Raw genomic sequence first — 25,253 nt, 5'->3', positions numbered from 1 at the left:
AAGGCGCAGCCCGGAAAAGCGGCGCCCGCGGCTGCCCAGGCAGTCTGCGGGCGCTGGAACTCAGGCGAGTTTGGCCTTGAGTAGATCGTTGACCTGGCCAGGATTGGCCTTGCCCTTGGAGGCCTTCATCACCTGGCCGACCAGCGCGTTGAACGCCTTGTCCTTGCCGGCGCGGTATTGCTCGACGTTGCCGGGGTTGGCGGCGATGACTTCGTCAATGATGGCTTCGAGCGCACCGCTGTCGTTCATCTGCTTGAGGCCCTTGGCTTCGATGACGGCGTCGACGTTGTCGGCCTCACCTGCCCAGAGGGCTTCGAACACCTGGCGCGCGGCGTTGTTGCTGATCGTGCCGTCGGAGATGCGGGCGATGAGCTGGGCCAGCTGGGCGCTGCCCACCTTGGCGTCGGCAATGCCGATTTCCTCGGTGTTCAGGCGGCGCGAGATCTCGCCCATGATCCAGTTCGACGCCAGCTTGGCCTGGCCGCAGGCCTGGGCCACGGCCTCGAAATAGCTGGCCATGTCCTGGCTCTGGGTCAGCGTGGTCGCGTCGTACTCGGGCAGGCCGTAGTCGGCGACAAAGCGCGCGGCGCGCTGGCGCGGCAGCTCGGGCATGCCGGCGCGCACTTCGTCGACCCAGCTTTGCGCGACCACCAGCGGCGGCAGGTCGGGATCGGGGAAGTAGCGGTAGTCGGCCGCGTCTTCCTTGGTGCGCATGGCGCGCGTCTCGCCCGTGTCGGGGTTGAACAGCACCGTGGCCTGCTGGATGCTGCGGCCGTCCTCGATCTCCTCGATCTGCCAGCGGATCTCGTAGTCGATCGCCTGCTGCATGTTCTTGAAGCTGTTGAGGTTCTTGATTTCACGGCGCGTGCCCAGCGGTCCGCCGGGCTTGCGCACGGAGACGTTGGCGTCGCAGCGGAAACTGCCTTCCTGCATGTTGCCGTCGCAGATGCCTATCCAGGTCACGACCTTGTGCAGCTCGCGCGCATAGGCCACGGCTTCCTCGGTCGAGCGCATGTCGGGCTGGGTCACGATTTCGAGCAGCGGCGTGCCGGCGCGGTTCAGGTCAATGCCCGACTGGCCGATGAAGTCCTCGTGCAGCGACTTGCCCGCGTCCTCTTCGAGGTGGGCGCGTTCCAGGCGCACAGTCTTCTTTTCCTCGCCAAGGAAGAACGACACTTCGCCGCCCTGCACCACGGGAATTTCAAACTGGCTGATCTGGTAGCCCTTGGGCAGATCGGGGTAGAAGTAGTTCTTGCGCGCGAAGATGCTGCGCGGCGCAATCTTCGAGCCCAGCGCCAGGCCGAGCTTGATCGCGCATTCGACGGCCTTCTTGTTCATCACCGGCAGCGTGCCGGGCAGGGCCATGTCGACCGCGCAGGCCTGGGTGTTGGGCTCGGCGCCGAAGGCCGTGGCCGCACGGCTGAAGATCTTCGATTGGGTCGCGAGCTGGGCATGGGTCTCGAAGCCGATGACGACTTCGTAACCGTGAATGAGTTTGGCAGTCATGGGTAAGTGGTTCTCCCGGCGTGATTACAGGGCCAGGCCCGCGGGTTGGCGCAGGTGGAAATCGGTGGCTTGCTGGAAGCGGTGGGCTGCATTGAGCAGCTGGCCTTCGCGGAAGTAGTTGCCAATGAGCTGCAGGCCCACGGGCATGCCGCCGGCGCCGAAGCCCGCGGGCAGGCTCAGTCCGGGCAGGCCGGCCAGCGAGGCCGGCAGCGTGTAGATGTCGGCCAGGTAGTTGGCCAGCGGGTCGCTCTTGGCGCCCAGCTGCCAGGCGACCGTGGGCGCGGCCGGGCCGGCAATCACGTCGCAGTGCTGGAACGCGGCCTGGAAGTCGTCGGCGATCATGCGGCGGATCTTCTGCGCCTGCAGGTAGTAGGCGTCGTAGTAGCCTTCGCTGAGCACATAGGCGCCGATCATGATGCGGCGCTTGACTTCGTCGCCGAAGCCTTCGGCACGCGTCTTCTTGTACATGTCGACCAGGTCCGTGTAGCCCTTGGCGCGGTGGCCGAACTTCACGCCGTCGAAGCGCGACAGGTTGGACGAGGCTTCGGCCGGGGCCAGGATGTAATAGACGGGAATCGACAGCTCGGTGCGCGGCAGCTCGATGGGCACCAGCTTGGCGCCCAGTTTCACGTACTCCTGCAGCGCGGCATCGACGGCCGCGCGCACGTCGGCCGACAGGCCGTCGCCGAAGAACTCGGCGGGCACGCCTATGCGCAGGCCGGCGATGTCGTTGTTCAGCGTGGCGCCGAAGTTCTCGACCGGGCGGTCCAGCGACGTGGAGTCACGGTCCAGATCGGGCCCGCACATGGCGCTGAGCAGCAGCGCGCAGTCTTCGGCGCTGCGCGCCATAGGGCCGGCCTGGTCGAGGCTGGAGGCAAACGCGATCATGCCGTAGCGCGAAGCGCGGCCGTAGGTGGGCTTGATGCCCGTGATGCCGCAGAACGAGGCCGGCTGGCGGATAGAGCCGCCGGTGTCGGTGCCGGTCACGGCCGGCGCCAGGCGCGCGGCCACGGCCACGGCCGAGCCGCCCGACGAGCCGCCGGGAACGCGCGACAGGTCCCAGGGGTTGCGCACCGGCGCGGGCGCGTCGAAGCCAATGGGCGCGACGGCCGAGTTCTCGTTGGCCGAGCCCATGGCGAATTCGTCGCAGTTGAGCTTGCCCAGCGTCACGGCGCCGGCCTCGGCCAGGCGCGTGACCACGGTCGCGTCAAACGGCGAGCGGTAGCCGGCGAGCATCTTCGAGCCCGCGGTGGTGGGGAAGTCGCGCGTGACGAAGATGTCCTTGTGCGCGATGGGCACGCCGGTCAGCGTGCCCGCATTGCCCGTGGCCAGCTGCGCATCGGCGGCGCGCGCCTGGGCCAGTGTGGCTTCTTCATTGAGCGCCACATAGGCGCCCAGCGTATGCTGCGCCTTGGCGCGGTCAAGAAAGTGCTGGGCGGTCTCGACGGCGGAAACCTGGCGGGTGCGCAGCTGTTCGGCGAGCGCGGTGACGCTCAGATCGTGCAGATCGGTGGAATGCGAAGTCATGCGGGGAAAGCCTTACTCGATCACTTTGGGAACCAGGAACAGGCCGCGCTCGACGGCCGGGGCGTTCAGTTGGTTGGCTTCGCGGTTGTTGGGCTCGCTCGCAATGTCCTCACGCAGGCGCAATTGCACGTCTTCAATGGCCGCCACGGGGTGGGACAGCGGCGCGATGCCCGAAGTATCCACAGCCTGCATCTTCTCGACGATGCCGAAAAAGCCGTTGAGCTGGGAGAGCATGCGCTCACTCTCGGCGGAGGATAGTTCAAGCCGTGCCAGATTGGCGATGCGCTCGATGTCTTGAGAGGTCAGTGCCATAGGGTTTTAGAAAGAGGAAACCAGAAGTAAAGCTGTGATCCGGGTCAAGTCGGCAGGGGTTATTCACAGGGGATACGGTATTATCTCGGCTTTGCCGCATTACCATCTTTTAGGCGGTATTTGCAGCATTGAACCCAATTGCACTCCCACCCCCCCTGATACCTGGCGATGGCCGGCCGACGCGCCGACCGTGCCTGAGAGGACTTTTGAATGTTCGGAGCTTTTCGTCGGTATTTCTCCACCGACCTGGCCATTGATCTTGGCACAGCAAATACGCTTATTTTCGCCCGTGACAAAGGCATTGTCCTGGACGAACCCTCGGTAGTCGCGATCCGCCACGAAGGCGGCCCGCACGGCAAGAAGGTGATCCAGGCCGTGGGCCGCGAGGCCAAGGCCATGCTCGGCAAGGTGCCCGGCAACATCGAAGCCATACGCCCGATGAAGGACGGCGTCATTGCCGACTTCGTGATCACCGAGCAGATGATCAAGCAGTTTATCAAGATGGTGCACCCGCGGAACATTTTTGCTCCCAGCCCGCGCATCGTCATCTGCGTGCCCTGCGGTTCGACCCAGGTCGAGCGCCGCGCGATCAAGGACGCGGCCGAAGCCGCGGGCGCGCGCACCGTGCGCCTGATCGAGGAACCCATGGCCGCGGGCATTGGCGCCGGCCTGCCGGTGTTCGACGCCTCGGGCTCGATGGTGGTCGACATCGGCGGCGGCACGACCGAAGTCGGCGTGATCTCGCTGGGCGGCATGGTCTACAAGGGCTCGGTGCGTGTCGGCGGCGACAAGTTCGACGAAAGCATCATCAGCTACATCCGCCGCAACTACGGCATGCTGATCGGCGAGCCCACGGCGGAACTCATCAAGAAGCAGATCGGCTCGGCCTTCCCCGGCTCCGAAGTGCGCGAGATCGAAGTCAAGGGCCGCAACCTTTCCGAAGGCGTGCCGCGCAGCTTCACGATCTCCAGCAACGAAGTGCTGGAAGCCCTGACCGAGCCGCTCAACCAGATCGTCTCGGCCGTGAAGAACGCGCTCGAGCAGACGCCGCCCGAACTGGGCGCCGACATCGCCGAGCGCGGCATGATGCTGACCGGCGGCGGCGCACTGCTGCGCGACCTCGACCGCCTGCTGGCCGAGGAAACCGGCCTGCCGGTGCTGGTCGCCGAAGAACCGCTGACCTGCGTGGTGCGCGGCTGCGGCATGTCGCTCGATGAGCTTGACCGCTACGGAAGCATCTTCGTCAGCGAGTGAACCCGACGGCATTGCGGTAGAGGGCGAGAAGTGAATGACATGCAGGCGCACCATTTTTCACTGCATGCGGCGCATGCAGCGCAGGGGCACGCCTGATGCCTATCGGAACCGTTGACCGGCGCGCGCCCTCGCTGTTTCGCCAGGGCCCTTCGCTGCTGTCGCAAGTGGCGTTCTACAGCGCGCTGGCGCTGTTCCTGATGGTCGCCGACGCGCGCTTCAAGCTGACCGAGCCGGTGCGCCAGGTCGTCGCCAGCGTGCTCTACCCCGTGCAGTGGCTGGTGGTCCAGCCCGTGGCCCTGTTTCAGCAGGGCGCTGACTACATGCAGTCGATGGAACAGGCCCAGGCCCAGGCCCGCGCTGCCGACCAGCGGCTGGTGCAGGTCGCGCAGAGCGCGCACCTGGCCGAGCAGCTGCTCGACGAGAACCTGCATCTGCGCGCCTTGCTGGCGCTGCGCGAGCATCTGGTCAGCCCCGGCCAGGCCGCCGAAGTGGTGCACGACACTCCCGATCCCTATACCCGCCGCGTGGTCATAGACCGCGGCCAGACCTCGGGCATCGCGCTGGGCTCGCCCGTGCTCGACGCCAACGGCGTGCTGGGCCAGGTCACGCGGGTCTATGCGCTGCGCAGCGAAGTCACGCTGCTGATCGACCGTGACCAGGCGATTCCCGTCTTCAACCCGCGCACCGGCGCGCGCAGCGTCGCCTATGGCGACCCTGCACCCGGCGGCGGCGGCAATATCGAACTGCGCTTCGTGCCCAGCAATGCCGATGTGGTCGAGGGCGACCTGCTGACCACCAGCGGCGTCGACGGCGTCTACCCTGCGGGAATTCCCGTGGCGCGCGTGCTGCGCGTGGAGCACCGCGCCGACTCCGCGTTTTCGCGCATCTATTGCGAGCCCATGGCGCGCGTCCAGCAGGCGCGCCATGTGCTGGTGCTGCCGCCCGTGCTGGCCGTCGACGACGCGCCCACAGCGCAGGCGCCCGTGGCGCCTGCCGCGGCGGCCAAGCCCGCAGCACCCGCTGCCAAGGCCGCCGCGCCTGCGGCCAAGCCCGCAGCCCCGGCACGCGCAGTTCCCCCCAAAACCGGCGAGAAAACCGCCACGCCCGCGCCCGCCCCAGCGACAGCGCGCGCACGCCAGGAGACTGCGCGATGATCATGCCGCGCGGTCAACCCTTGCTGCTGCCGGTCAACCCGGTGTTCATGGGCGCGAGCCTGGTCGCGGCGCTGGCCGTCAACATGCTGCCCCTGGGCCGCGTCGCCTGGATGCCCGATCTGCTGATGATGCTGATCGCGTTCTGGAGCGTGCACCAGCCGCAGCGCGTGGGCATGGGGCTGGCCTTCATGTTCGGCCTGTGCATGGATGTGCAGCACAGCGCCTTGCTGGGCCAGCACGCGCTGGTCTATTGCCTGCTGGTGTTTGGCGCGGTGAGCATGCGCCGCCGCCTGCTGTGGTTCAGCCTGCCGGTGCAGGCGCTGCAGATGCTGCCGCTGTTCTTCATGGCGCATGCCGTGGCGCTGGTCGTGCGCATGATCAGCGGCGGGGTCTTTCCCGGCTGGAGCATGGTGATCGCGCCGTTGGTCGAAGCCCTGCTCTGGCCGCTGATCAGCATGGTGCTGCTCGCACCGCAGCGGCGCGCGCCCGACGCCGACGAAAACCGGCCGCTCTGATCATGCTGCGGATGAAGCCCTGGCCTGCCCGCTGCGCGAGGTGCGCCGCATGATGGAAGTCATAGACTCCGAAGCCGAACAGTCGCGTTTCCGACTGCGGATCTGGGTGGTCGCGGCCGTGGTGCTGCTGGCGTTCTGCCTGCTTGTCTGGCGGCTGCTGGTGCTGCAGGTGGTGCGCCACGAAGACCTGGCCGAACGCGCCGAAAGCAATCGCACGGCGGTCGTGCCCATCGTGCCCAACCGCGGCCAGATCCTCGATCGCAATGGTGTGGTGCTCGCGACCAATTACGCCGCCTACACGCTGGAGATCACGCGCTCCAAGGTCAAGGACCTCGAAGCGACGATAGATGAACTCGCGACCCTGGTCGAAATCACGCCGCGCGACCGGCGCAAGTTCAAGCGCCTGGTCGATGACTCGAAGAACTTCGAGTCGCTGCCCATACGCACCCGCCTGAGCGACGAGGAAGTCGCACATTTTGCCGCCCAGCGCTATCGCTTTCCCGGCGTAGACATCAAGGCCCGGCTGTTTCGCTCCTACCCGCTCGAAGAGACGGCCAGCCATGTGATCGGCTACATAGGCCGCATCAACCAGCGCGAGAAGGAAGCGATAGAGGACTCCGAGGACGCGGCCAATTACCGCGGCACCGAAGTCATAGGCAAGCTGGGCATAGAGCAAAGCTATGAGAAGGACCTGCATGGCCTGACCGGCTGGGAGCAGCTCGAGACTTCGGCCGGCGGCTATGCGGTGCGCAAGCTCGGCAGCCGCGCCGCGACGCCCGGCGACAGCCTGGTGCTGTCGCTCGACATCCGCCTGCAGCGCATGATCGAGCAGCTCTACGGCAACCGCCGCGGTGCGCTGGTCGCGATCGACCCGCGCAACGGCGAAGTGCTGGCCATGGTCAGCCGCCCGGCGTTCGACCTGAACCTGTTTGTCGACGGCATAGACCAGGAAAGCTGGACCCAGCTCAACGAGTCCATAGACCGTCCCATGCTCAACCGCGCGCTGCGCGGCACCTACCCGCCGGGCTCGACCTACAAGCCTTTCATGGCGCTGGGCGCGCTCGAGCGCGGCGCGCGCCGCACCGACAGCATCACGCAGGACAACGGCAGCTGGACTTTCGGCGGCCACACATTCCGCAGCGGCCACCCCAACGGCCCCGTCGACCTGCACCGCGCCATCGTCAAGTCGAGCAACGTGTATTTCTACCAGCTGGCCAACGACATGGGTGTCGATGCCATGCACGATTTCATGAAGCCGCTGGGCTTTGGCCAGATCACCGGCCTGGACGTGCGCGGCGAAGCGCGCGGCGTGCTGCCCAGCCAGGAGTGGAAGCGCAACACCTACAAGCGCCCCGAGCAGAAGAAATGGTATGCGGGTGAAACCATTTCGCTGGGCATTGGCCAGGGCTACAACAATTTCACGCTGCTGCAGCTCGCGCATGCGACGGCCACGCTGGCCAACAGCGGCGTCAAGCACCAGCCGCATCTGGGCCTGGGCAAGATCGACGCACTGACCCGGCGCTACCAGCAGCTGGCCCAGCCCGCGGGCATAGACCTGGGCTACAAGCCGCAGAACGTCGAAGCCGTGCGCCGCGCGGTCGCGGCCGTGACCGTCGACGGCACGGCGCGCGGCATCTTCGCGGGAGCGCCCTATACCTCGGCCGGCAAGACCGGCACGGCCCAGGCCGTGGGCGTGGGGCAGAAGGACAAATACAACGCGGCCAAGCTCAGCGAATACCAGCGCGACCACTCGCTCTACATGGCCTATGCGCCGGCCGACAAGCCCACCATTGCGCTGGCGCTGATTGTCGAGAACGCGGGCTTTGGCGCCGCGGCTGCAGGGCCGATCGCGCGCCGCGTGTTCGACTACTGGCTGCTGGGCCAGTATCCGAGCGAGGAAGACATCGCTTCGGTGCGCTCGGGCCAGGCGCGCCTGCCCATGGGCCAGCCGCGCCGCGCCAACGACATCGCCGTGCCCGCCGACAGCGTGGCCGTCGAAGGCCTGCCGCGCAAGCCGCTGCCCGATCCTTTCCCTGCAGCCGCGCCCGCCGATGCGGCTGCGCGTCCTGCGGCAGCGGCGCAAAAGCCGCTGATTCCGGCCGCAGCCGCGGTCGGCTGGGTGCCCGAAGACTGACAGCGCCCGGCGCTAGCCGCCCATGCGGCCGATGAAGGCGCGGATGCGCTCGTTGGCCGGCTGACCGAAGAATTCGGCCGGCGGGGCTTCATGCGCAATGCGCCCCTGGTCGAAGAACAGCACGCGGTCGGCGACTTCGCGCGCAAAGCCCATCTCGTGCGTCACGACGATCATGGTCATGCCCGCGCGCGCGAGCTCGCGCATCACGTCCAGCACTTCCTGCACCATCTCCGGGTCCAGCGCCGAAGTCGGCTCGTCGAACAGCATCACCTTGGGGTTCATCGCCAGCGCGCGCGCAATCGCCACGCGCTGCTGCTGCCCGCCCGACAGCTGCCAGGGGTACTTGGCGCTGTGCTCCTGCAGGCCCACGCGGCGCAGCAGGGCCATGGCCTGGGCATTCGCCTGGGCGCGCGGCGTGCGGTGGATGCGCCGCGGCGCGAGCGTCAGGTTGTCGAGCACCGTCATGTGACCGAACAGGTTGAACTGCTGGAACACCATGCCCACGTCGGTGCGCTGCTGCTGCAGCGTGGCTTCATTCGGCCCCACGGCAACGCCCGCAATGGTGATGGTGCCGCTGTCGTGCGGCGCGAGCCGGTTGATGGCGCGCAGCAGCGTGGACTTGCCCGAGCCCGAGGCGCCGATGATCACGCTGACTTCGCCCGTGCGGAACTGCGTCGACACGTCGCGCAGCACGGGCTGGCCGCCAAAGGATTTGCAGACCCGGTCGATGACGATGTAGGGCGTGCCACTCATTGCGCTCGGCCTTCGATGTCGAAGCGGTATTCGATCGCCTGGGTCGCCTGGGTCACGAGCGTGGTCAGCACCAGATAGGTCAGCGCCACCGTGCTGAGCGTGGCGATGGGCTGGAAAGTCGTCGACTGCAGGCGGTTGCCGACATTGGTCAGCTCGACCACCCCTATCGCATAGGCCAGCGACGAATCCTTGAGCAGCGCGACGAAGTTGCTGACCAGCGGCGGCAGCGCCATCTTGAACGCCTGGGGCATGACCACGTCGAGAAACACATGGCGCCGGCCCAGGCCCAGCGCGCGTGCGGCCTCGGTCTGGCCCTGGGGCACGGCCAGCAGGCCGGCGCGAATCGCTTCGCTGTTGTAGGCGCCCGCATTGAGCCCCAGCGCCAACACCGCCGCCGCGAACTCGGGCAGGCGCAGTCCGGGGATGAGCAGCGGCAGCGCAAAATAGACGAACAGGATCTGCACCAGCAGCGGCGTGCCGCGTATCACCCAGAGGTAGAAGCGCGCACCCCAGCGCAGCAGCGTCCAGCGTGACGTGCGCGCCAGCGCCGTCGCCGTGCCCAGCAGCAGCCCCAGGCCGCCGCTGACCAGCGTGAGCCACAGCGTGGTGCGCGCGCCGTCGGCAAATATCTGCGCGCTCGAGCCTATGGGTTCGGGCAGCCAGGAAAACAGCCAGCCCAGCGCGGCCACGACCAGCACCAGCAGCATCAGCGCCGTGACCAGCGTCGCGTTGCTGCGCTGCAGGCGCGTCCAGTGTGCGGGCCAGAAGGCAATGGGCATGGCAGGCCTTGAGCGCGTACCCCGGTCAGCGGGCTGCGGGGCAGCGTATGTCTTCCTGGAAGTACTTCTGCGACACCTTGGCATAGCTGCCGTCGGCCATTACGGCCTGCAGCGCCTGCGACCAGGCGTCGGCCAGGCCGGTGTTGCCCAGCGCCATGGCCGCCGCAATGCGCTCGACGGTGACCATCTCGCCCAGATGAAAGCCCGCTGCGGGAGACTTGCGCAGCAGCTCCTTGGCGACAAAGCGGTCGGTGACCATGGCATCGACGCGCTTGGAAACCAGCGCGCTGCGCGCATCGGCATCGGTGGGGAAGTTCTTCACCGCCTGCACGCCCGGCAGGCGCTGGACTTCGGCCGCATAGGTTGTGCCGGTCTGCACCGCGATGAGCTTGCCCTTGAGATCGCTGGCGCTGCGCAGCCTGGGCGTCAGCGAGACGATGGTGCCGCCCGAGCAATAGTGCGGCGCGGCAAAGGTCACGGCCTTGGCGCGCTCCGGCGTGATCGCATGCGAGGCAATGACCACGTCCCAGCGGTCCTGCTGCAGTCCCGTGAGCAGCGCATCGAAGCCCAGCGCCTTCCATTGCGGCTGTAGCCCCATCTTGTGCGCCACGAGTTCGGCGATTTCGACCTCGAAACCGGTGAGCTGCTTGCCCTGGAAGAAATTGAACGGCGCGTAGTGGCCCTCGGTCGCGATGCGCAGCGTGCCCTCCTTGCGCACCGATTCCAGCGGCCGCGCCTGCGCGGCGGTGGCGGCCACGCACAGCGCGGCCAAAAGCGTGACGGCGGGCAGAATTCTCATGCGCATCTCCTGGAGGACAGGGCTTGACCCCTGCCGCCATGATCGCGCCTGCCACCGGCCCCGCGCAACCCGGAAAAGTTCGCATCGCCTTGCCTTATGCGGCCTACATGGCTTGCAAGTGCTTGCTGACTTGGAGTGCGCTCAGCGCAGAAAGGCGTCGTAGCCGGTCTTGAGGATCAGCACGCTGACCACGAGAATGAAGATGCTGCGCACGAAGCCCGTGCCATGGCGCAAGGCCATGTAGGTGCCGAGCATGCTGCCCATGACGTTCGCCAGCGCCAGAGGAAGCGCGAAATGCCACCAGACATGGCCCTTGAGGCTGAACAGCACGATGGCCGCGACATTGGTCGCGATGTTGAGCAGCTTGGCCGAGACCGAGGCGTTGAGGAAGTCGTAGCCCAGCAGGCGCACGAACAGGAACACGAAGAAGCTGCCCGTGCCCGGGCCGAAGAAGCCGTCGTAGAAGCCAATCACCAGGCCTATGGTGCAGGCCATCAGCGTTTCGGCGCGGCCCGTGAAGCGCGGCGCGTGGTTGCGGCCCATGTCCTTCTTGAGCAGCGTGTAGATCAGCACCAGCACCAGCACCACCGGCAGCAGCTTGCGCAGAAAGTCCGATGAGATGACGGTCACCGCCCAGGCGCCGGCAAACGAGCCCGCGAAGCTCACCAGGATGGCCGGGGTCAGCGGGCCCCAGGGAATGCGCACGCGCCGGCCGTATTGCCAGGCCGACATGGTCGTGCCCCAAACCGATGCACTTTTGCCCGTGCCCAGCAGCGTGGCCGGGGGCGCATGGGGAAACGCCGCGAAAATCGCCGGCACGAGGATCAAACCACCCCCGCCAACGATGGCATCGACAAACCCGGCCAGCATAGACGCCAGCGAAACAAAGAGCCATTCCATAGGGCCGAGATTGTCGCACCGTCAGGGTGCATGCCGGCCCGGGGAACGCCCAATAAAAAAGCGCCGGACTGGGCCGGCGCTCTGTAAAGGCATCTCGCTGTATGCTTTTTGAATATTGGTCTATTTCTATGTCGAGTAGTGTCTCCTCGGCCCCTCTTCGTCGCACCGAGGTGCACTTGAGTGGTTGGACTGTACTGCTTGCACTCGCTTGGTGCATTGGGAGTTTCCCGGAGTGAACAGGTATCCAGGGGAGGCTCAATATGTATCTAGTGTGACTGTTTGCAAATAAAAGCGCGTATTTGTAGCGGTTTTGGCACGTCCTGTGCTTGCCTGCCTGTCAGCAACCACTCTTTCCCGGAGGCATGGCATGGACATGACAGGCAGGCAAGGCTTATCCAGGCGCGGCCGCGCAGCGCGGGCCGCTGGCGGGCTCACGGGGGGCGCGGCGTTCGCCAGCTGGGTGCTGCCCGCCAGCGCCGCAGGCGAGAGCGCCGCGGCCAGCGCTCCGCTGACGGCCCCGGCCATGGTTCCGATGGGCGCGCTCAACGGCGCCGACACCGGCTGGCTCATGGTCTGCACAGCCTTGGTGCTGCTGATGACGCTGCCCGGCGTGGCGCTGTTCTATGCGGGCATGGTGCGGCGCAAGAACGTGCTCAACACGCTGGCCAGCGTGCTGCTCGTGGCCTGCGTGGTCAGCGTGCTGTGGTTCGCGGCCGGTTATTCGCTGGCGTTCACACCCGGCGACGGCATTCTTGGCGGCTTGTCGCGCCTGGGTTTCGCCGGCCTGGACCCCGACTGGGCAGGCCAGCGGGTCAGCGTGAGCCATATGGCGCCCAACGTGCCCGAAGCGGCGTTCGCGATGTTCCAGCTGTCGTTCGCGGTGATCACGGCGGCGCTGCTGGTGGGCGCGCTGGTCGAGCGCATGCGGTTCACGGCGCTGCTGGTGTTCATCGCTTTGTGGACCTTGGCTGTCTACGTGCCGGTCGCGCACTGGGTCTGGGAGCCCGGAGGCTGGCTCGCGCGCCTGGGCGCGCTGGATTTCGCCGGCGGCACGGTGGTGCATGTCAATGCGGGCGCGGCGGGCTTGGCCTGCGCCTGGTATCTGGGCCCGCGCCAGGGCTATGGCCGCGAAGCCTTCGAGCCCTACAACCTGGGCTGGACCATGCTGGGCGCGAGCCTGCTGCTCATTGGCTGGTTCGGCTTCAACGCCGGCTCGGCGCTGGCTGCCGACAGTCGCGCGGCGCTGGCGTTGGCCGTGACGCATCTGGCGGCCGCGGGCGGCGCGCTCGGCTGGCTGATTGCCGAATGGCTGCTGCGCCGGCGCGCTTCGCTGCTGGGCCTGTGTTCGGGACTGGTCGCGGGGCTGGTGGCGATCACGCCCGCGGCCGGCTATGTGGGCCTGGGCCCGGCGCTGCTGATCGGCCTGATCGCGGGCGCGGTCTGCTACTGGGGCGCGACCGGGCTCAAGCGCGCGCTGGGCGCCGACGATGCGCTCGACGTGTTCGGCGTGCATGGCGTGGGCGGCATTGTCGGCTCGCTGCTCACGGGCGTTTTTGCCAGCCGTACCATCGCCGGCGTGCAGGGGCAGATCGGCACGCAGATGCTGACGGTGCTCGTGGTCGCGGTGTTCAGCTTTGTCGCCACCGGCGTGCTGCTGTGGCTGACCGACCGTATCGTGGGGCTGCGCGTGTCCGATGCCAGCGAGCAGACCGGGCTCGATCTGTCGCTGCACCGCGAGCGCCTGGGCTGAGAGCAGGTACCCGTGCGGCGACGCGCGGGCGTTGAATCCAGAAGCAGGAGTTTGCGATGCTTGACAGTGAAAGACTGGCCGTGGCCGCCCATGTGCACGTGCTGCTGCGGCGCAAGACCGGGCGCGTGACCGACACCGAATGGATGGCCTGCAATGCCGATTACGCGCGCGAAGTGGTGCGCTTTTGCCGCCTGCGCGCCCAGCAGGACGCGCTGCCCGAACTCGGCGAATGGGCGGACAAGCTCGAGCGCGCGATGCAGCTCGCGCCGGCCGCGTTGCCCGCGGGCTTTGCAGCCGCTCCCGCGCTGAGCCGCACGCCGCCCGCGGGCGGCGTCGAGCGCTATGTGGGCGGCATACGCTAGTTCAGGCCACCACGGGAATGCGTGCCTCGGGCGCGGGTTCCTGCACGGCGCTGACGGCCGGCTGACCCTTGCGTATCCATTCGGCGACCTTCTCGGCCATCATCAGCGTGGGCGAGTTGGTGTTGCCGCTGGTGATGGTGGGCATCGCGCCCGCGTCGACCACGCGCAGCGCGGCAATGCCGCGCACGCGCAGCTGGCTGTCGAGCACGGCCATGGGATCGTCGTCACGCCCCATCTTGGTCGTTCCCACGGGGTGGAAGATGGTCGTGGCGATATCGCCCGCCAGGCGCGCGAGCTCCTCGTCGGTCTGGAACTGCACGCCGGGCTTGTACTCCTCGGGCGCGAAGCGCGCCAGCGCGGGCTGGGCGACGATGCGCCGCGTGAGGCGCAGGCTGTCGGCCGCGACCTGGCGGTCTTCGTCGGTGCTGAGGTAGTTGGGCGCGATCGCCGGCGCCTGGCGGTAGTCGGCGCTGCGGATCTGCACCGTGCCGCGGCTGGTCGGGTTCAGGTTGCAGACGCTGGCGGTGAACGCCGGGAACGCATGCAGGGGCTCGCCAAACGCGTCCAGCGACAGCGGCTGCACGTGGTATTCGAGGTTGGGGTGGGGCAGGTCAGGGCGGCTGCGCGTGAATGCGCCGAGCTGCGACGGTGCCATGCTCATAGGCCCGCTGCGCTTGAACGCGTACTCCATGCCTATCCTTGCCTTGCCCAGCAGGCTGGACGCAAGCACATTGAGCGTGGGCGCGCCCTGCACCTTGAACACCGTGCGGATCTGCAGATGGTCCTGCAGGTTGGCGCCCACGCCGGGCAGGTCCTTGACCACGGGAATGCCATGCTTTTGCAGCAGCGCCGCCGGGCCTATGCCCGACAGCTGCAGCAGCTGCGGCGAATTGATCGCGCCCGCGCAGACCAGCACTTCGCAGGTCGCGTGCACGGTCTCGAGGCCGTCGCCGGTCGCGACTTCGACGCCGGTGCAGCGCTGGCTGCCGTCGGCCTGGGTCTCGACGATCAGCCGCGTCGCCTGGGCCATGGTCCACATCTCGAAATTCGCGCGGCCGTAGCAGGCGGGGCGCAGAAAGGCCTTGGCCGTGTTCCAGCGCCAGCCGGCCTTCTGGTTGACTTCGAAATAGCCCACGCCTTCGTTGTCGCCACCGTTGAAGTCGTCGCTGGCCGGAATGCCGCTTTGCTGCGCGGCCTGCGAAAACGCGTCGAGGATGTCCCAGCGCAGGCGCTGCTTCTCCACGCGCCACTCGCCCGTGCTGCCGTTGGTCTTGTTGCCGTGCAGGCCCTTGAAGCGCGCGTCGGCAGGAGCATCGGTTTTTGCGTCCGCGTCCAGCCGCCAATGGTCTTCGTGGCGCATGAAATGCGGCAGGCTGTTTTCCCAGCGCCAGGCGTCGTCGCCCGTGAGTTGGGCCCACTGGTCATAGTCGCGCGCCTGGCCGCGCATGTAGATCATGCCGTTGATGCTGCTGCAGCCGCCCAGCGTCTTGCCGCGCGGATAGCGCAGGCTGCGGCCGTTGAGTCCGGGCTCGGCTTCGGTCTGGTAGAGCCAGTCGGTGCGCGGATTGCCTATGCAGTAGAGATAGCCCACGGGGATGTGGATCCAGTGGTAGTCGTCCTTGCGCCCGGCCTCGATCAGCAGCACGCGCTTGCTGCGGTCGGCGCTCAGGCGGTTGCACAGCAGGGCGCCGGCCGTGCCGCCCCCGATGATGATGTAGTCGAAAGTGGTGTCGCTCATGGGTCCGGGTTGCTAGGCGCTGGGTTGGAGAGGCTCAGACCCATTGTCCGTATAGACAGCCCCCTGTCGATAGGGAAAGCGCGCGGAGCGCTCGAGCACGCAGGCCTTTTTGCTTCCACGGCCCAGCCGCTTGCGCTAGAGTGCACAACGAGGTCGCGTCCTGCGCGCCGGGGCTTGCGTAATGTGCAAAACTGGATGCCGCCGGTTGCCGACCGGCCCGGTTTCCATTTCGCCGCCACTGACTCTTGATGCCGCCTTCGCTTGCCCCTTCTGTTGCGCTCGATTCCTCCGCCTCGGGCCGCGCCCTGACAACGGGCGACTGGACAGCCGCGAGCTTTGCCGACCGCGCGCAATGGCGCCGACTGCAGCGCGAGCTGCAGGCCGTGTCCGGCGCCTCCGTCTGGGATCTGACCGGCATGGCGCGTCTCGACTATGTGGGCGCGCAGATCCTCTGGCGCCATTGGGGCGGAAAGTGGCCGGCGCAGTGCGAGATCAGCGACGCCCAGCGCGAAATCCTCGCGCATGTCGAAAAGTACAGCCAGTGCGAAAAGCCGCCCGCGCCCGCCTGGCACCCTCTGCAGCAGATCGATCAGCTGGGCGTGCTGGTGCTTTCGGGCTGCAGCCACCTCAAGGAACTGGTCGAGCTGATAGGCCAGTTGCTGCTTGACTTCATTCGCATGCTGCGCCGTCCGCAACGCGCACCCTGGCGCGATGTGTCGGGCCATCTCTACAGCATGGGCACGACCGCGCTGCCTATCACAGCGCTCGTGGGCTTTCTGATCGGCGTGGTGCTGGCCTATCTGATGGCCTTGCAGCTGCGCCAGTTCGGCGCCGAATCGTTCATCGTCAACATCCTGGGCATTTCGCTGATACGCGAACTCGGCCCCATGCTGGCCGCAATCCTCGTCGCCGGCCGTTCGGGCTCGGCGATCACCGCGCAGATCGGCGTGATGCGCGTCAACGAGGAACTCGACGCGATGCAGGTCATGGGCATTCCCCATGGCTTCCGGCTGGTGCTGCCGCGCGCGCTGGCGCTGGCGCTGGCCATGCCGCTGATCGCGGTCTGGACCACGCTGGCGGCGCTGGCCGGCGGCATGCTGGCCGCAGATATCACCATGGGCATCACGCCCGCCTATTTCGCCCAGGCGCTGCCCGCGGCCGTGGACGCGGCCAATCTGTGGCTTGCCATGGGCAAGTCCATGGTGTTCGGCGTGCTGATCGCGCTGATCGGCTGCCATTGGGGCTTGCGCGTCGAGCCCAACACCCAGAGCCTGGGCCGGGGCACGACGGCGTCGGTGGTGTCGGCGATCACCATGGTGATCATCGTCGACGCGCTGTTCGCCATTCTTTTCAAAGACGTGGGCATCTGACGCGATGACAAGCACCGAAACGACCCGCGCGCAACACGCGCCCGACGCCCCGGCGCCCGACGCCCCGGCTTCCGCACCCGTGGTGCGCATCGAAGGGCTGTGGAGCGTTTTCGGCCAGGGCGACAAGGCGTTTGCCGTGCACCAGGACCTGGACCTGGTGGTCGAGCGCGGCGAGATGCTGTCCATCGTCGGTGGCTCGGGCACGGGCAAGACCGTGCTGCTGCGCCAGATGCTGGGACTGCTGGCGCCGACCAAGGGCACGGTCGAAGTGCTGGGCCGGCCGGCGTCCGAAATGGGGCGCGAGGGCGCGGCCAGCCGTGTGGGCATGCTGTTTCAGCACGGCGCGTTGTTCTCGGCGTTCAGCGTGCTCGACAACATCGCCTTTGCGCTGCGCGAGCAGGGCAGCCTGCCCGACGACCTGATCCGCGACGCGGCGCTGGTCAAGCTGCAGATGGTCGGGCTCAAGCCCGAGCACGCGACGCGCATGCCGTCCGACCTCTCGGGCGGCATGATCAAGCGTGTGGCGCTGGCGCGCGCGCTGATCATGGATCCGCCGCTGCTGCTGCTCGACGAACCCACGGCCGGGCTCGATCCCACGAGCGCCGACGAGTTCTGCGCGCTGCTGCGCGAGCTGCACGCGGCGCTGGGGCTGACGCTGGTCATGGTGACCCATGACCTCGACACCTTGTTCGCACTGTCCTCGCGCGTGGCCGTTCTGGCCGAGAAGAAAGTGCTGGTCACGGGGCCGCCGCGCGAAGTCGCGGACTATGACCATCCCTTTATCGAAACCTTTTTCCGGGGAGAGCGGGGCCGGCGTGCCATGGCGCCCCTGAGCAGCGACCACGCGGTCGCAGGAGAAACCTGATGGAAAACAAGTCGCATGCCATGGCGGCCGGGCTGTTCGTGGTGCTGGTGGCGGCATTGCTCGCCGGCCTCTCGATGTGGCTGACCCGGGACCGCAGCCAGTACAACCAGTACGAACTGACCACCAAGGACGGCATTGGCGGCCTGCAGCCCCAGGCCGCCGTGCGCTACAAGGGCGTGCCCGTGGGCAAGGTGGTGCACATCGGCTTCGATCCCCAGGCCGCGGGCAATGTGCTGATACGCATTGCCGTGGGCACGGAAACGCCGATTTCGCCCACCACCTTTGCCGTTCTCGGCTACCAGGGCGTCACCGGCCTGGCCCATGTGCAGCTCGACGACGCGGCCGAACCCCAGCCGCAGCTGCCGCCGGGCGCCAGCGGCCTGCCGCGCCTGTGGCTCAAATCCTCGCCGCTGAGCATGCTCGCCGACCAGGGTCCGGCGCTGCTGGGCCGCGTCGATGAAGTCACGCGCCGGCTCAACGACATGCTGGGCGACGAAAACCAGCAGCGCTTCAGCAGCGCGCTGGAGAACATTGCCGGCGCCGCTGCCGGCGTGCGCGATCTCACGGCCGGCGTGCAGCAGACGCTCAGCAGCAGGCTCGATCCGGCGCTGGCCGATATTCCCGCGCTCACGGCCGACGCGCGCAAGGCCCTGCAGTCGCTGGACCAGGCCGGCAAGAGCACGGCCGCGGTCGCCAATGATCTGGGCCAGACCGTGCAGCGCATCAATGCGCCCGATGGGCCGCTGGAACAGATCGCCACCGGCACGCAGGCGCTGGTGCGCGCCGCCGACGGCCTGGGCCGCACCACCTTGCCCCATGTGAGCCGCGCCGCCGACGACGTGTCGCGCGCCGCGCGCCAGCTCGGCGCCGCCGCGGGCGGCTTCAGCGACAACCCGCAATCGGTGATCTACGGCAGCGGCAACGCCGTCCCCGGCCCCGGCGAACCCGGTTTTGCGGCCCCCACCCCCACGCCTTAGGAATCCGCCATGTCCGTTTCTTCGTTCGCGACTGCGCGCACCAACGCCCTGCGGCTTGCCGTTTCCGTCGCCTGCCTGTGGCTTGCAGGCTGCTCGGTGCTGCCCAAGCCGCCCGCCCAGCCCGTGCGCTACGACTTCGGCCCCGAGCCTGTCGCCGCTGCGCCCGCGTCCCAGGCCCAGCGCCCGGCGATCGCGCTGGCCGAAGTCGAAGCGCCTGGCCTGCGCGACTCCGAAACTTCCGTGCTCTACCGTCTGGCCTATGCCGATGCCCAGGTGGTGCGCCCTTATCAGCTCGCGCGCTGGACGCGGCCGCCCGTGCAACTGGTGCAGCAGCGCCTGAGCAGCGGCCTGGGCCGCGACCGCGCCGTGCTGCTGGGCGGCGACGGCACGGCCCAGCCCAAGGTGCAGGGCCAGTCGCCCGCGGTGCTCAAGGTCGAGCTGGAGGAATTCAGCCATGTGTTCCTGTCGGCGCAGGAGAGCGTGGGCTGGGTGCGGCTGCGCGCTTCGCTCGTCGACCGGCAGCCGCAGGGCGATGTGCTGCTGGGGCAGACGACCTTCATCGCGCAGCAGCCCGCGGCCGGCGCCGACGCGGCCAGCGGCGTGCGCGCGCTGACCCAGGCGACCGACAAGGTCGTGGCCGACATGCAGGCCTGGCTGCAGCAACTGGGGCGTTGAATCCGGCCCTGTGCCCGTTTGGCGTAGGCAGTTGCTGACGGCGCTTGCCTGTTCTCTCCCTACGCGGCCTGGGCTGCGCTTCTTCTAAAGTCCTCCCAGCCTTTGCGCATGCTATTGATCAATCCTGGTCGATTGCGATAATTTATTGCCTGGACCCATCCGCATTCGCGCATGACCATGCGCGCGCAGGTGAGAAAAAGGAGTGAACTATGCAATCCCTGCGCAAGGTGCGTGTGCTTTTGAGCGTGTGCGTTTTTACCTCGCTGGCGGCCCTGGGCAGCGCCGCCCTCGGTTCGGCGGCGTCGGAGCAGATGGCCGCGAAGCGGCGGATTTCCCTGCAGTTCAGAGAGGACATGCAGGACTGTGAAAGCCGCCATGGCGATGCCGCCGAGCTTTGTGAGCGCTGGGCCCACGGCTGGGCCGAAGTCGCCAAGGCGGATCTGGAAACCCGGCGCCAGCGCCTGGCCCAGGGCCGGCCGGCCCGCGCGGCCCATGCCGACAAGGTCGCCCAGGCTCGCTGCAATGCCCTGTCGGGCCGGGGCAGGGAGCGCTGCACGGGCAGTGCCGCGCGCACCTCCGGCTAGCGCATCGCCAGCACCGGAAACATCTTGGTCAGCCCGCCGGCCATGACCTCGACCGCCAGCGCGGCCAGTATCAGTCCCATCAGCCGGGTCATGACGTTGATGCCGGTGCGACCCAGCACGCGCGCAATCGGCTGCGCCAGCGAAAAGCAGATGGCGGTCGCCAGCGCCACCACCACGCCGTAGCCTATCAGCGCCAGGTGTTGCCAGATGTCCTTGGCCTGATCGGCGTAGATCACCACCGTCGACATCGCGGCCGGCCCGGTCAGCAGCGGAATGGTCAGCGGCACGACCGCAATGCTGTTGCCCATGGCGGCCTTTTCGACGCCCGCCTCCAGCGTCGCTGCGCTGGGCCGGTCTTCGGCCGGGCGCGCGTTGAGCATGTTCATTGCGCTGATCAGCAGCAGCAGGCCGCCGCCGACCTGAAAGCTCTGCAGCGAGATGTTGAAGAAGTCGAGCACCTGCAGTCCGAGCAGCGCGCAGGCCGAGATCACGCAGAACGCGCTGAAGGACGCGGTGCGTATGGTGTCGCGCCGCTGGGCGTCGCTGAAGCCCTGGGTGTAGTGGATGAAGAACGGAATGATGGCCAGCGGATTGACGATGGCCACCAGCGTGATCAGCGGTTTGAGGTCCATCAGTGCGGGCCTCCGCGGAACTCGATGGGGCCGGTCTGAACTGGCGTCTGGTGCGGCATGCGGTCTCCTGTGAAAATGCACGTTGATCGCGCATTGCTGCGCCATTACAGCACCTGCCGCCCATCGGCGGCGTGTCAATCCAACATCGAACGGAGCACAGCATGGGAAGTTTTGTCAATCTGACCTCGACCGACGGTTTCAGCGCCCCCGCGTGGGTGGCGGTGCCTGAAGGTCCGGTGCGTGGCGCCATCGTGGTGCTGCAGGAGATCTTCGGCGTCAACAGTCATATCCAGGCCGTGACCGAGCGCTTCGCGGCGCGCGGCTATGTGGCCGTGGCGCCGTCGCTGTTCGCGCGCGTGCAGCCCGATGTCGACCTGGGCTATGCGCCGGCCGACATGGAGCGCGGCATGGCGCTCAAGGCCGCGACCGAAGCCCTGCCCGCGCCGGGCGCGATGGCAGAAGTGCAGGCGGCGATCGCGCATGCCGCGGCGATCAGCGGCGGCAAGGTCGGCATCGTGGGCTTCTGCTGGGGCGGCCTGATGACCTGGCGCGCGGCCTGCACGCTGCCCGGCCTGGCCGCGGCCGTCGCCTATTACGGCGGTGGCATGACCACGCCGGCCGAAGTGGCGCGGGCGCCGCAATGCCCGGTGCTCGCGCATTTCGCGCGCCAGGACCATTGGATCTCGGTGGATTCTGTCCAGGCCTTCGGCCGGGCCCACCCTGAAGTTGAAATCCATCTGTACGACGCCGACCACGGCTTCAACTGCGACCAGCGCGGAGCCTATGACGAAAGCAGTGCGCTGGTGGCGCGCGATCGCACGCTGGCCTTCTTCGACCGGCATCTGGCCTGAGGATTTCTACGGCGCGCGTTCCAGCCGGTCCAGATAGCGCTTGCGCCAGAAGTAGGAAATCAGCACCAGCGACACCACGCCCATGCCCGCCATGGCCCACCAGAAGCCGTCCTGCTTGTGCACCAGCGGAATGAACTCGAAGTTCATGCCGAACACTGCGGCAATCAGGTTCAGCGGCAGGAACACCGCGGTGATCGTGGTCAGCGTGCGCATGATGTCGTTGGCGCGGTTGCTCTGCAGCGAGAAATGCATCTGCACCGCAGTCTCGGCGCTTTGCTCGAGGCGGCGCACATGGTGGACCACGCGCTCGATATGCTCGAGCACGTCGCGCGAGCGCACCTTGAGCAGTTCGCGTTCGCGCTGCAGGGTGGGCATGGACTCGGCGGGCCAGGCGTCGAGCGCCTCTATCCATTCCTGGATCGCGGCGCGCTGGTCCTCGCAGATCTCGTCAAGCTGGTGCAGCGCCAGGCGCGCGTCGAGAATGGCGCTCCAGTTCGAGATCCGCGCCTTGGGCTCGAGCAGTGCCGACTGCCAGTGATCGAGCTGGCGCGTGAGGTCGCGCCGCAGCTCCAGATAGCCATCGACCATGTGGTTGACCAGACGCAGCATCAGGTCGGCCGGGCTGTTGGTGCGCTTGGCCGGGCCGCCGCGCGCGTCTATGGGCTGCTCCGACAGCAGCCGCAGCAGGAAATAGGCGTGCACCGGGCAGTCGTCGGGGTGAACGGTCAGCAGCAGCTGGTCGAACACCACCATGCCCACGGGCCGCGTGACGATGCGCGTGAGCACCGGCGGGCCGTGCAGCGCCCTGGCATCGGCGGGCGCGGCGTCGCCGCTTTCGGCCGAGGCCAGCCGCTGGAACACCAGCAGGTCGTACTGCGAGGTCGCGTCGTAGTTCGACGGCAGCTGGGCGTTGAGCAGATCGGAGACATGCAGGTCGACCAGCGGTACGCGGCACAGCCGCAGCAGCATCGACTGCAGCGCAGGCAACTGGGCCGCGAACTCGGAGCGCGTGCACGAGACCCAGTAGAAGCCCGTGGCCGCCGGCGGGGCCAGCGGCAGCTCCTCGCCCAGGTCCTGGGCCGGACCGGTGGCGGCGATGTGGAGGGTGCGCATGGCCCGGAATTCGCTCAGCGCTGCTGCAGCTTTTTCGCAGCGTCGATAGCGAAGTACGTGAGCACGCCATCGGCGCCCGCGCGCTTGAAGGCCAGCAGGCTTTCGAGCATCACCGCGTCGTGGTCCAGCCAGCCATTGGCCGCGGCCGCCTTGATCATCGCGTACTCGCCCGAGACCTGGTAGGCGAAGGTCGGCACCTTGAACTCGTCCTTGACGCGGCGCACGATGTCCAGATACGGCATGCCGGGCTTGACCATCACCATGTCGGCGCCTTCGGCCAGGTCGAGCGCGACTTCGCGCAGCGCTTCATCGCTGTTGCCCGGGTCCATCTGGTAGACGTTCTTGTCGGCCTTGCCGAGCGCGCCGCGCGTGCCCACGGCATCGCGAAACGGCCCGTAGAACGCGCTTGCGTACTTGGCGCTGTAGGCCATGATGCGGGTGTGGATGTGGCCGTGGTTTTCCAGCGCTTCGCGCACCGCGCCAATGCGCCCGTCCATCATGTCGCTGGGCGCGACGATGTCCACGCCGGCTTCGGCATGGGTCAGCGCCTGGCCGACGAGGATTTCGACGGTCTCGTCATTGATGATGTAGCCCGTGGCGTCGAGCACGCCGTCCTGGCCGTGGCTGGTGTAGGGGTCCAGCGCCACATCGGTCATCACGCCCAGGTCGGGAAACTCCTTCTTGAGCGCACGTACCACGCGCGGAATCAGGCCGTCGGGGTTGAGCGCCTCCTTGCCGTCGGGCGTCTTGAGCGCGGCGTCGATGGCCGGAAACAGCGCCAGCACCGGGATGCCCAGTTGCACGCATTCCTCGGCCACGGGCAGCAGCAGGTCCAGGCTCAGGCGGTCCACACCGGGCATGGACGTGACGGCTTCGCGCCGCTGCGTTCCTTCGTGCACGAACACCGGATAGATCAGGTCGTGGGCCGTCACCAGGTTCTCTCGCACCAGATTGCGCGTGAACGGATCGCGGCGCAGACGACGCGGGCGGTTGATGGGAAACGGGGTAGGGCTGGAAAGATGCATGGGGAAAATTGTGCCCCATTCAGCATGCCGCAGGGGCAGGGTCCGCCAAAACCTGCGACAGCGGGGCTGGCAACTTGGCAGCGCGCAAGCATTGGCGTACGGTTTTGCGCCCGCGCGGGCCGGCGGGGCGGGCCGCGCCCGTACACTGGGCATATGCTATGGGTCAAAGCTTTTCATATCGTGTTCGTTGCGAGCTGGTTCGCGGGACTGTTCTATCTGCCGCGTATCTTCGTGAATCTGGCCATGGTCACTCCGGGTTCGGTCGCCGAGCGCGAGCGGCTGATCCTGATGGCGCGCAAGCTGATGCGCTTCACCACGCTGCTTGCGGTGCCGGCGCTGCTGCTGGGCCTTTGGCTGTGGCAGGGCTATGGCATAGGCCGCGGCCCGGGCAACGGCTGGATGCATGCCAAGCTGTTCGTCGTGCTGCTGGCGCTGGGCTACCACCATGCGTGCGGCCGGCTGCTGCGCAAGTTCATCGATGACGTGAACCAGCGCAGCCACCGCTGGTACCGCTGGTTCAATGAAGTGCCGGTGCTGCTGCTGGTCGCCGCAGTCGTGCTGGTGGTCGTCAAGCCCTTTTGAGCGAAGCTCGGAGCCGCCGCGCAGTGCACAAGACTTCTGCCTGGCCACTGGCGCTCGTTTACTCGGCGCTGATTTTTTTCGCGAGCCTGTTTCCTTTCACGGGCTGGCGGGCCCAGGGCATCAATCCCTGGGTGTTTTTCACGGCCACCATTCCTCCGCCCTACTGGACCTGGTTCGACGTCAACATGAACGTCGTCGGCTACGCTCCGCTGGGCTTTCTGCTGGCGCTGGCCTTGCAGCGCTCGGGCATGCCGCGCGCGGCCGTGCCCGTGGCGGCGCTGGCCGGAACGCTGCTGTCGGCATCGATGGAGTTCCTGCAGATCTATCTGCCGCGGCGCGTGCCGTCGAACATGGACCTGGTGCTCAACGCCAGCGGAACACTGATAGGCGGGCTGCTCGCGCTGGCGCTCGAACGCCTGGGTGCGCTCGAGCGCTGGAGCGTGTTTCGCGCGCGCTGGTTCAGCGCGCAGGCGCGCGGCGCCATCGTGCTGCTGGTGCTGTGGCCCATGGCGCTGCTGGTGCCCGCAGCCGTGCCGTTCAGCCTGGGCCAGGTTTTTGAACGCCTCGAGTCGGCATTGACCGAGCTGCTCGAAGACACGCCTTTCCTTGAATGGCTGCCGCTGCGTGAGGCTTCGCTGGTGCCGCTGTCGCCGGCCGGCGAGCTGCTGTGCGAGCTGCTCGGTCTGCTTGCACCCTGCCTGCTGGCCTACTGCGTGGTGCCGCATATCGGCCGGCGCGCGGTGCTGGCCGTGCTGGGCGTGGGGCTGGGCATTGCGGCCACGGCGCTGTCATGGGCGCTGAGCTACGGCCCGGCCCATGCCTGGGAGTGGCTTGGCGTGCCGGCCCAGCTCGCGATCTGGTTCGCGCTGGCGCTGGCCGCGGCGCTGATCGCGCTGCCCGGGCGCGCCTGCGCGGCCGTGCTGCTGCTGGTGCTGATGTGGCAGCTGAGCCTGCTCAACCAGGCGCCGACCAGCGCCTATTTTGCGCAGACGCTGCAGACCTGGGAGCAGGGCCGCTTCATCCGCTTCTACGGGCTGGGACAATGGCTGGGCTGGATCTGGCCCTATGCGACGCTGGGCTATGTGCTGCTCCAGGT

Annotated in this window: 25 protein-coding genes; 14 read left to right on the top strand and 11 right to left on the bottom strand. The window is 67.5% G+C overall.

What is annotated here, in order from left to right; all coding sequences use genetic code 11:
* Positions 1-60 precede the first annotated feature (60 nt).
* Genes gatB through gatC form a run of 3 tightly spaced genes read right to left on the bottom strand, consistent with a single transcriptional unit; the run spans position 61 to position 3,345 of the window.
* Positions 61-1,506 (bottom strand): Asp-tRNA(Asn)/Glu-tRNA(Gln) amidotransferase subunit GatB, encoded by a 1,446-nt coding sequence (gatB, locus tag RR928_RS10735; RefSeq protein WP_332536888.1) that lies wholly within the window; start codon positions 1,504-1,506, stop codon positions 61-63.
* Between the two features lie 24 nt (positions 1,507-1,530).
* Positions 1,531-3,033 carry an Asp-tRNA(Asn)/Glu-tRNA(Gln) amidotransferase subunit GatA gene (gene gatA, locus RR928_RS10730; RefSeq protein WP_332547933.1) on the bottom strand — a complete coding sequence of 501 codons (1,503 nt, stop codon included), beginning with the start codon at positions 3,031-3,033 and terminating at the stop codon, positions 1,531-1,533.
* A 12-nt stretch (positions 3,034-3,045) separates the two neighbouring features.
* On the bottom strand, positions 3,046-3,345 hold the full coding sequence (gene gatC, locus RR928_RS10725) for an Asp-tRNA(Asn)/Glu-tRNA(Gln) amidotransferase subunit GatC (protein WP_332536892.1): 300 nt from the start codon (positions 3,343-3,345) through the stop codon (positions 3,046-3,048).
* A 210-nt stretch (positions 3,346-3,555) separates the two neighbouring features.
* Here gatC and RR928_RS10720 point away from each other — a divergent pair, with 210 nt between their 5' ends.
* The 4 genes from RR928_RS10720 (at position 3,556) to mrdA (ending at position 8,402) form a co-directional block, all read left to right on the top strand.
* A complete protein-coding gene (locus RR928_RS10720; protein ID WP_213301347.1) occupies positions 3,556-4,599 on the top strand; it encodes a rod shape-determining protein in 1,044 nt (347 codons plus the stop codon).
* 95 nt (positions 4,600-4,694) lie between these two features.
* Complete coding sequence (mreC, locus tag RR928_RS10715) at positions 4,695-5,753, top strand: rod shape-determining protein MreC (protein ID WP_332536894.1); 1,059 nt, start codon at positions 4,695-4,697, stop codon at positions 5,751-5,753.
* Positions 5,750-6,268 (top strand): rod shape-determining protein MreD, encoded by a 519-nt coding sequence (mreD, locus tag RR928_RS10710; RefSeq protein WP_332536896.1) that lies wholly within the window; start codon positions 5,750-5,752, stop codon positions 6,266-6,268. Before mreC ends, mreD begins: the two co-directional genes overlap by 4 nt.
* Before the next feature lie 49 nt (positions 6,269-6,317).
* Positions 6,318-8,402 (top strand): penicillin-binding protein 2, encoded by a 2,085-nt coding sequence (gene mrdA / locus RR928_RS10705; RefSeq protein WP_332682474.1) that lies wholly within the window; start codon positions 6,318-6,320, stop codon positions 8,400-8,402.
* 12 nt (positions 8,403-8,414) lie between these two features.
* Here the strand turns inward: mrdA and RR928_RS10700 are convergent, their stop codons facing one another.
* The 4 genes from RR928_RS10700 to RR928_RS10685 all read right to left on the bottom strand — a co-directional run bounded on the left by RR928_RS10700 (position 8,415) and on the right by RR928_RS10685 (position 11,633).
* Complete coding sequence (locus RR928_RS10700; protein WP_332682472.1) at positions 8,415-9,155, bottom strand: amino acid ABC transporter ATP-binding protein; 741 nt, start codon at positions 9,153-9,155, stop codon at positions 8,415-8,417.
* Positions 9,152-9,934, bottom strand: coding sequence for an amino acid ABC transporter permease (locus tag RR928_RS10695; RefSeq protein ID WP_332536902.1), 783 nt, complete (start codon positions 9,932-9,934; stop codon positions 9,152-9,154). The genes RR928_RS10700 and RR928_RS10695 overlap by 4 nt, the downstream gene beginning before the upstream one ends.
* Positions 9,935-9,959: 25 nt before the next feature.
* Positions 9,960-10,733, bottom strand: a complete 774-nt coding sequence (locus RR928_RS10690) for an ABC transporter substrate-binding protein (protein WP_332536904.1) — start codon at positions 10,731-10,733, stop codon at positions 9,960-9,962.
* A gap of 141 nt (positions 10,734-10,874) precedes the next feature.
* Positions 10,875-11,633: a sulfite exporter TauE/SafE family protein gene (locus RR928_RS10685; protein WP_332536905.1), complete on the bottom strand. Its 759-nt coding sequence runs from the start codon at positions 11,631-11,633 to the stop codon at positions 10,875-10,877.
* Between the two features lie 367 nt (positions 11,634-12,000).
* Between RR928_RS10685 and RR928_RS10680 the strand changes: the two genes are divergently transcribed.
* Positions 12,001-13,383 carry an ammonium transporter gene (locus RR928_RS10680; RefSeq protein ID WP_442881476.1) on the top strand — a complete coding sequence of 461 codons (1,383 nt, stop codon included), beginning with the start codon at positions 12,001-12,003 and terminating at the stop codon, positions 13,381-13,383.
* 56 nt (positions 13,384-13,439) lie between these two features.
* Positions 13,440-13,745, top strand: a complete 306-nt coding sequence (locus RR928_RS10675) for a hypothetical protein (protein WP_332536907.1) — start codon at positions 13,440-13,442, stop codon at positions 13,743-13,745.
* Position 13,746: 1 nt separating this feature from the next.
* Here RR928_RS10675 and RR928_RS10670 read toward each other — a convergent pair whose 3' ends face one another.
* On the bottom strand, positions 13,747-15,483 hold the full coding sequence (locus RR928_RS10670) for a GMC family oxidoreductase (protein ID WP_332536909.1): 1,737 nt from the start codon (positions 15,481-15,483) through the stop codon (positions 13,747-13,749).
* Between the two features lie 248 nt (positions 15,484-15,731).
* Between RR928_RS10670 and RR928_RS10665 the strand changes: the two genes are divergently transcribed.
* The 5 genes from RR928_RS10665 to RR928_RS10645 all read left to right on the top strand — a co-directional run bounded on the left by RR928_RS10665 (position 15,732) and on the right by RR928_RS10645 (position 19,954).
* A complete protein-coding gene (locus RR928_RS10665; RefSeq protein ID WP_332547935.1) occupies positions 15,732-16,853 on the top strand; it encodes an MlaE family ABC transporter permease in 1,122 nt (373 codons plus the stop codon).
* A gap of 4 nt (positions 16,854-16,857) precedes the next feature.
* The gene (locus RR928_RS10660) at positions 16,858-17,718 is read left to right on the top strand and encodes an ABC transporter ATP-binding protein (protein ID WP_332536912.1); all 861 of its coding nucleotides are present in this window, start codon (positions 16,858-16,860) and stop codon (positions 17,716-17,718) included.
* A complete protein-coding gene (locus tag RR928_RS10655; protein ID WP_332536914.1) occupies positions 17,718-18,695 on the top strand; it encodes an MlaD family protein in 978 nt (325 codons plus the stop codon). The genes RR928_RS10660 and RR928_RS10655 overlap by 1 nt, the downstream gene beginning before the upstream one ends.
* A 9-nt stretch (positions 18,696-18,704) precedes the next feature.
* A complete protein-coding gene (locus RR928_RS10650; RefSeq protein ID WP_332536916.1) occupies positions 18,705-19,370 on the top strand; it encodes an ABC-type transport auxiliary lipoprotein family protein in 666 nt (221 codons plus the stop codon).
* A gap of 209 nt (positions 19,371-19,579) precedes the next feature.
* Positions 19,580-19,954: a hypothetical protein gene (locus RR928_RS10645; protein ID WP_332536918.1), complete on the top strand. Its 375-nt coding sequence runs from the start codon at positions 19,580-19,582 to the stop codon at positions 19,952-19,954.
* On the opposite strand, the gene RR928_RS10640 is transcribed toward RR928_RS10645, so the two are convergent.
* Positions 19,951-20,586 carry a MarC family protein gene (locus tag RR928_RS10640; protein WP_332536920.1) on the bottom strand — a complete coding sequence of 212 codons (636 nt, stop codon included), beginning with the start codon at positions 20,584-20,586 and terminating at the stop codon, positions 19,951-19,953. The genes RR928_RS10645 and RR928_RS10640 overlap by 4 nt on opposite strands.
* Positions 20,587-20,747: 161 nt before the next feature.
* On the opposite strand from RR928_RS10640, the gene RR928_RS10635 reads away from it, so the two are divergent.
* Positions 20,748-21,437, top strand: coding sequence for a dienelactone hydrolase family protein (locus RR928_RS10635; RefSeq protein WP_332536922.1), 690 nt, complete (start codon positions 20,748-20,750; stop codon positions 21,435-21,437).
* A 6-nt stretch (positions 21,438-21,443) separates the two neighbouring features.
* Here the strand turns inward: RR928_RS10635 and RR928_RS10630 are convergent, their stop codons facing one another.
* Positions 21,444-22,550, bottom strand: a complete 1,107-nt coding sequence (locus RR928_RS10630; RefSeq protein ID WP_332536927.1) for a magnesium transporter CorA family protein — start codon at positions 22,548-22,550, stop codon at positions 21,444-21,446.
* A gap of 14 nt (positions 22,551-22,564) precedes the next feature.
* Positions 22,565-23,575, bottom strand: coding sequence for a porphobilinogen synthase (gene hemB / locus RR928_RS10625; protein ID WP_332547936.1), 1,011 nt, complete (start codon positions 23,573-23,575; stop codon positions 22,565-22,567).
* 153 nt (positions 23,576-23,728) lie between these two features.
* Here hemB and RR928_RS10620 point away from each other — a divergent pair, with 153 nt between their 5' ends.
* The gene (locus tag RR928_RS10620) at positions 23,729-24,157 is read left to right on the top strand and encodes a CopD family protein (RefSeq protein ID WP_332536931.1); all 429 of its coding nucleotides are present in this window, start codon (positions 23,729-23,731) and stop codon (positions 24,155-24,157) included.
* A 23-nt stretch (positions 24,158-24,180) separates the two neighbouring features.
* On the top strand, positions 24,181-25,253 hold a 1,073-nt coding region (locus tag RR928_RS10615), incomplete at its 3' end, for a VanZ family protein (protein ID WP_332682466.1).

The sequence above is a fragment of the Comamonas sp. genome, from assembly GCF_036666375.1.
Taxonomy (GTDB): domain Bacteria; phylum Pseudomonadota; class Gammaproteobacteria; order Burkholderiales; family Burkholderiaceae_C; genus Comamonas.
This window is presented reverse-complemented; position numbering and strand designations above follow the sequence as displayed.

Excerpts from the sequence above, each read along its gene's own strand:
- gatB (WP_332536888.1), bottom strand. The coding sequence starts at position 1,506 with ATGACTGCCAAACTCATTCACGGTTACGAAGTCGTCATCGGCTTCGAG.
- gatA (WP_332547933.1), bottom strand. The coding sequence starts at position 3,033 with ATGACTTCGCATTCCACCGATCTGCACGATCTGAGCGTCACCGCGCTC.
- gatC (WP_332536892.1), bottom strand. The coding sequence starts at position 3,345 with ATGGCACTGACCTCTCAAGACATCGAGCGCATCGCCAATCTGGCACGG.
- RR928_RS10720 (WP_213301347.1), top strand. The coding sequence starts at position 3,556 with ATGTTCGGAGCTTTTCGTCGGTATTTCTCCACCGACCTGGCCATTGAT.
- mreC (WP_332536894.1), top strand. The coding sequence starts at position 4,695 with ATGCCTATCGGAACCGTTGACCGGCGCGCGCCCTCGCTGTTTCGCCAG.
- mreD (WP_332536896.1), top strand. The coding sequence starts at position 5,750 with ATGATCATGCCGCGCGGTCAACCCTTGCTGCTGCCGGTCAACCCGGTG.
- mrdA (WP_332682474.1), top strand. The coding sequence starts at position 6,318 with ATGATGGAAGTCATAGACTCCGAAGCCGAACAGTCGCGTTTCCGACTG.
- RR928_RS10700 (WP_332682472.1), bottom strand. The coding sequence starts at position 9,155 with ATGAGTGGCACGCCCTACATCGTCATCGACCGGGTCTGCAAATCCTTT.
- RR928_RS10695 (WP_332536902.1), bottom strand. The coding sequence starts at position 9,934 with ATGCCCATTGCCTTCTGGCCCGCACACTGGACGCGCCTGCAGCGCAGC.
- RR928_RS10690 (WP_332536904.1), bottom strand. The coding sequence starts at position 10,733 with ATGAGAATTCTGCCCGCCGTCACGCTTTTGGCCGCGCTGTGCGTGGCC.
- RR928_RS10685 (WP_332536905.1), bottom strand. The coding sequence starts at position 11,633 with ATGGAATGGCTCTTTGTTTCGCTGGCGTCTATGCTGGCCGGGTTTGTC.
- RR928_RS10680 (WP_442881476.1), top strand. The coding sequence starts at position 12,001 with ATGGACATGACAGGCAGGCAAGGCTTATCCAGGCGCGGCCGCGCAGCG.
- RR928_RS10675 (WP_332536907.1), top strand. The coding sequence starts at position 13,440 with ATGCTTGACAGTGAAAGACTGGCCGTGGCCGCCCATGTGCACGTGCTG.
- RR928_RS10670 (WP_332536909.1), bottom strand. The coding sequence starts at position 15,483 with ATGAGCGACACCACTTTCGACTACATCATCATCGGGGGCGGCACGGCC.
- RR928_RS10665 (WP_332547935.1), top strand. The coding sequence starts at position 15,732 with ATGCCGCCTTCGCTTGCCCCTTCTGTTGCGCTCGATTCCTCCGCCTCG.
- RR928_RS10660 (WP_332536912.1), top strand. The coding sequence starts at position 16,858 with ATGACAAGCACCGAAACGACCCGCGCGCAACACGCGCCCGACGCCCCG.
- RR928_RS10655 (WP_332536914.1), top strand. The coding sequence starts at position 17,718 with ATGGAAAACAAGTCGCATGCCATGGCGGCCGGGCTGTTCGTGGTGCTG.
- RR928_RS10650 (WP_332536916.1), top strand. The coding sequence starts at position 18,705 with ATGTCCGTTTCTTCGTTCGCGACTGCGCGCACCAACGCCCTGCGGCTT.
- RR928_RS10645 (WP_332536918.1), top strand. The coding sequence starts at position 19,580 with ATGCAATCCCTGCGCAAGGTGCGTGTGCTTTTGAGCGTGTGCGTTTTT.
- RR928_RS10640 (WP_332536920.1), bottom strand. The coding sequence starts at position 20,586 with ATGGACCTCAAACCGCTGATCACGCTGGTGGCCATCGTCAATCCGCTG.
- RR928_RS10635 (WP_332536922.1), top strand. The coding sequence starts at position 20,748 with ATGGGAAGTTTTGTCAATCTGACCTCGACCGACGGTTTCAGCGCCCCC.
- RR928_RS10630 (WP_332536927.1), bottom strand. The coding sequence starts at position 22,550 with ATGCGCACCCTCCACATCGCCGCCACCGGTCCGGCCCAGGACCTGGGC.
- hemB (WP_332547936.1), bottom strand. The coding sequence starts at position 23,575 with ATGCATCTTTCCAGCCCTACCCCGTTTCCCATCAACCGCCCGCGTCGT.
- RR928_RS10620 (WP_332536931.1), top strand. The coding sequence starts at position 23,729 with ATGCTATGGGTCAAAGCTTTTCATATCGTGTTCGTTGCGAGCTGGTTC.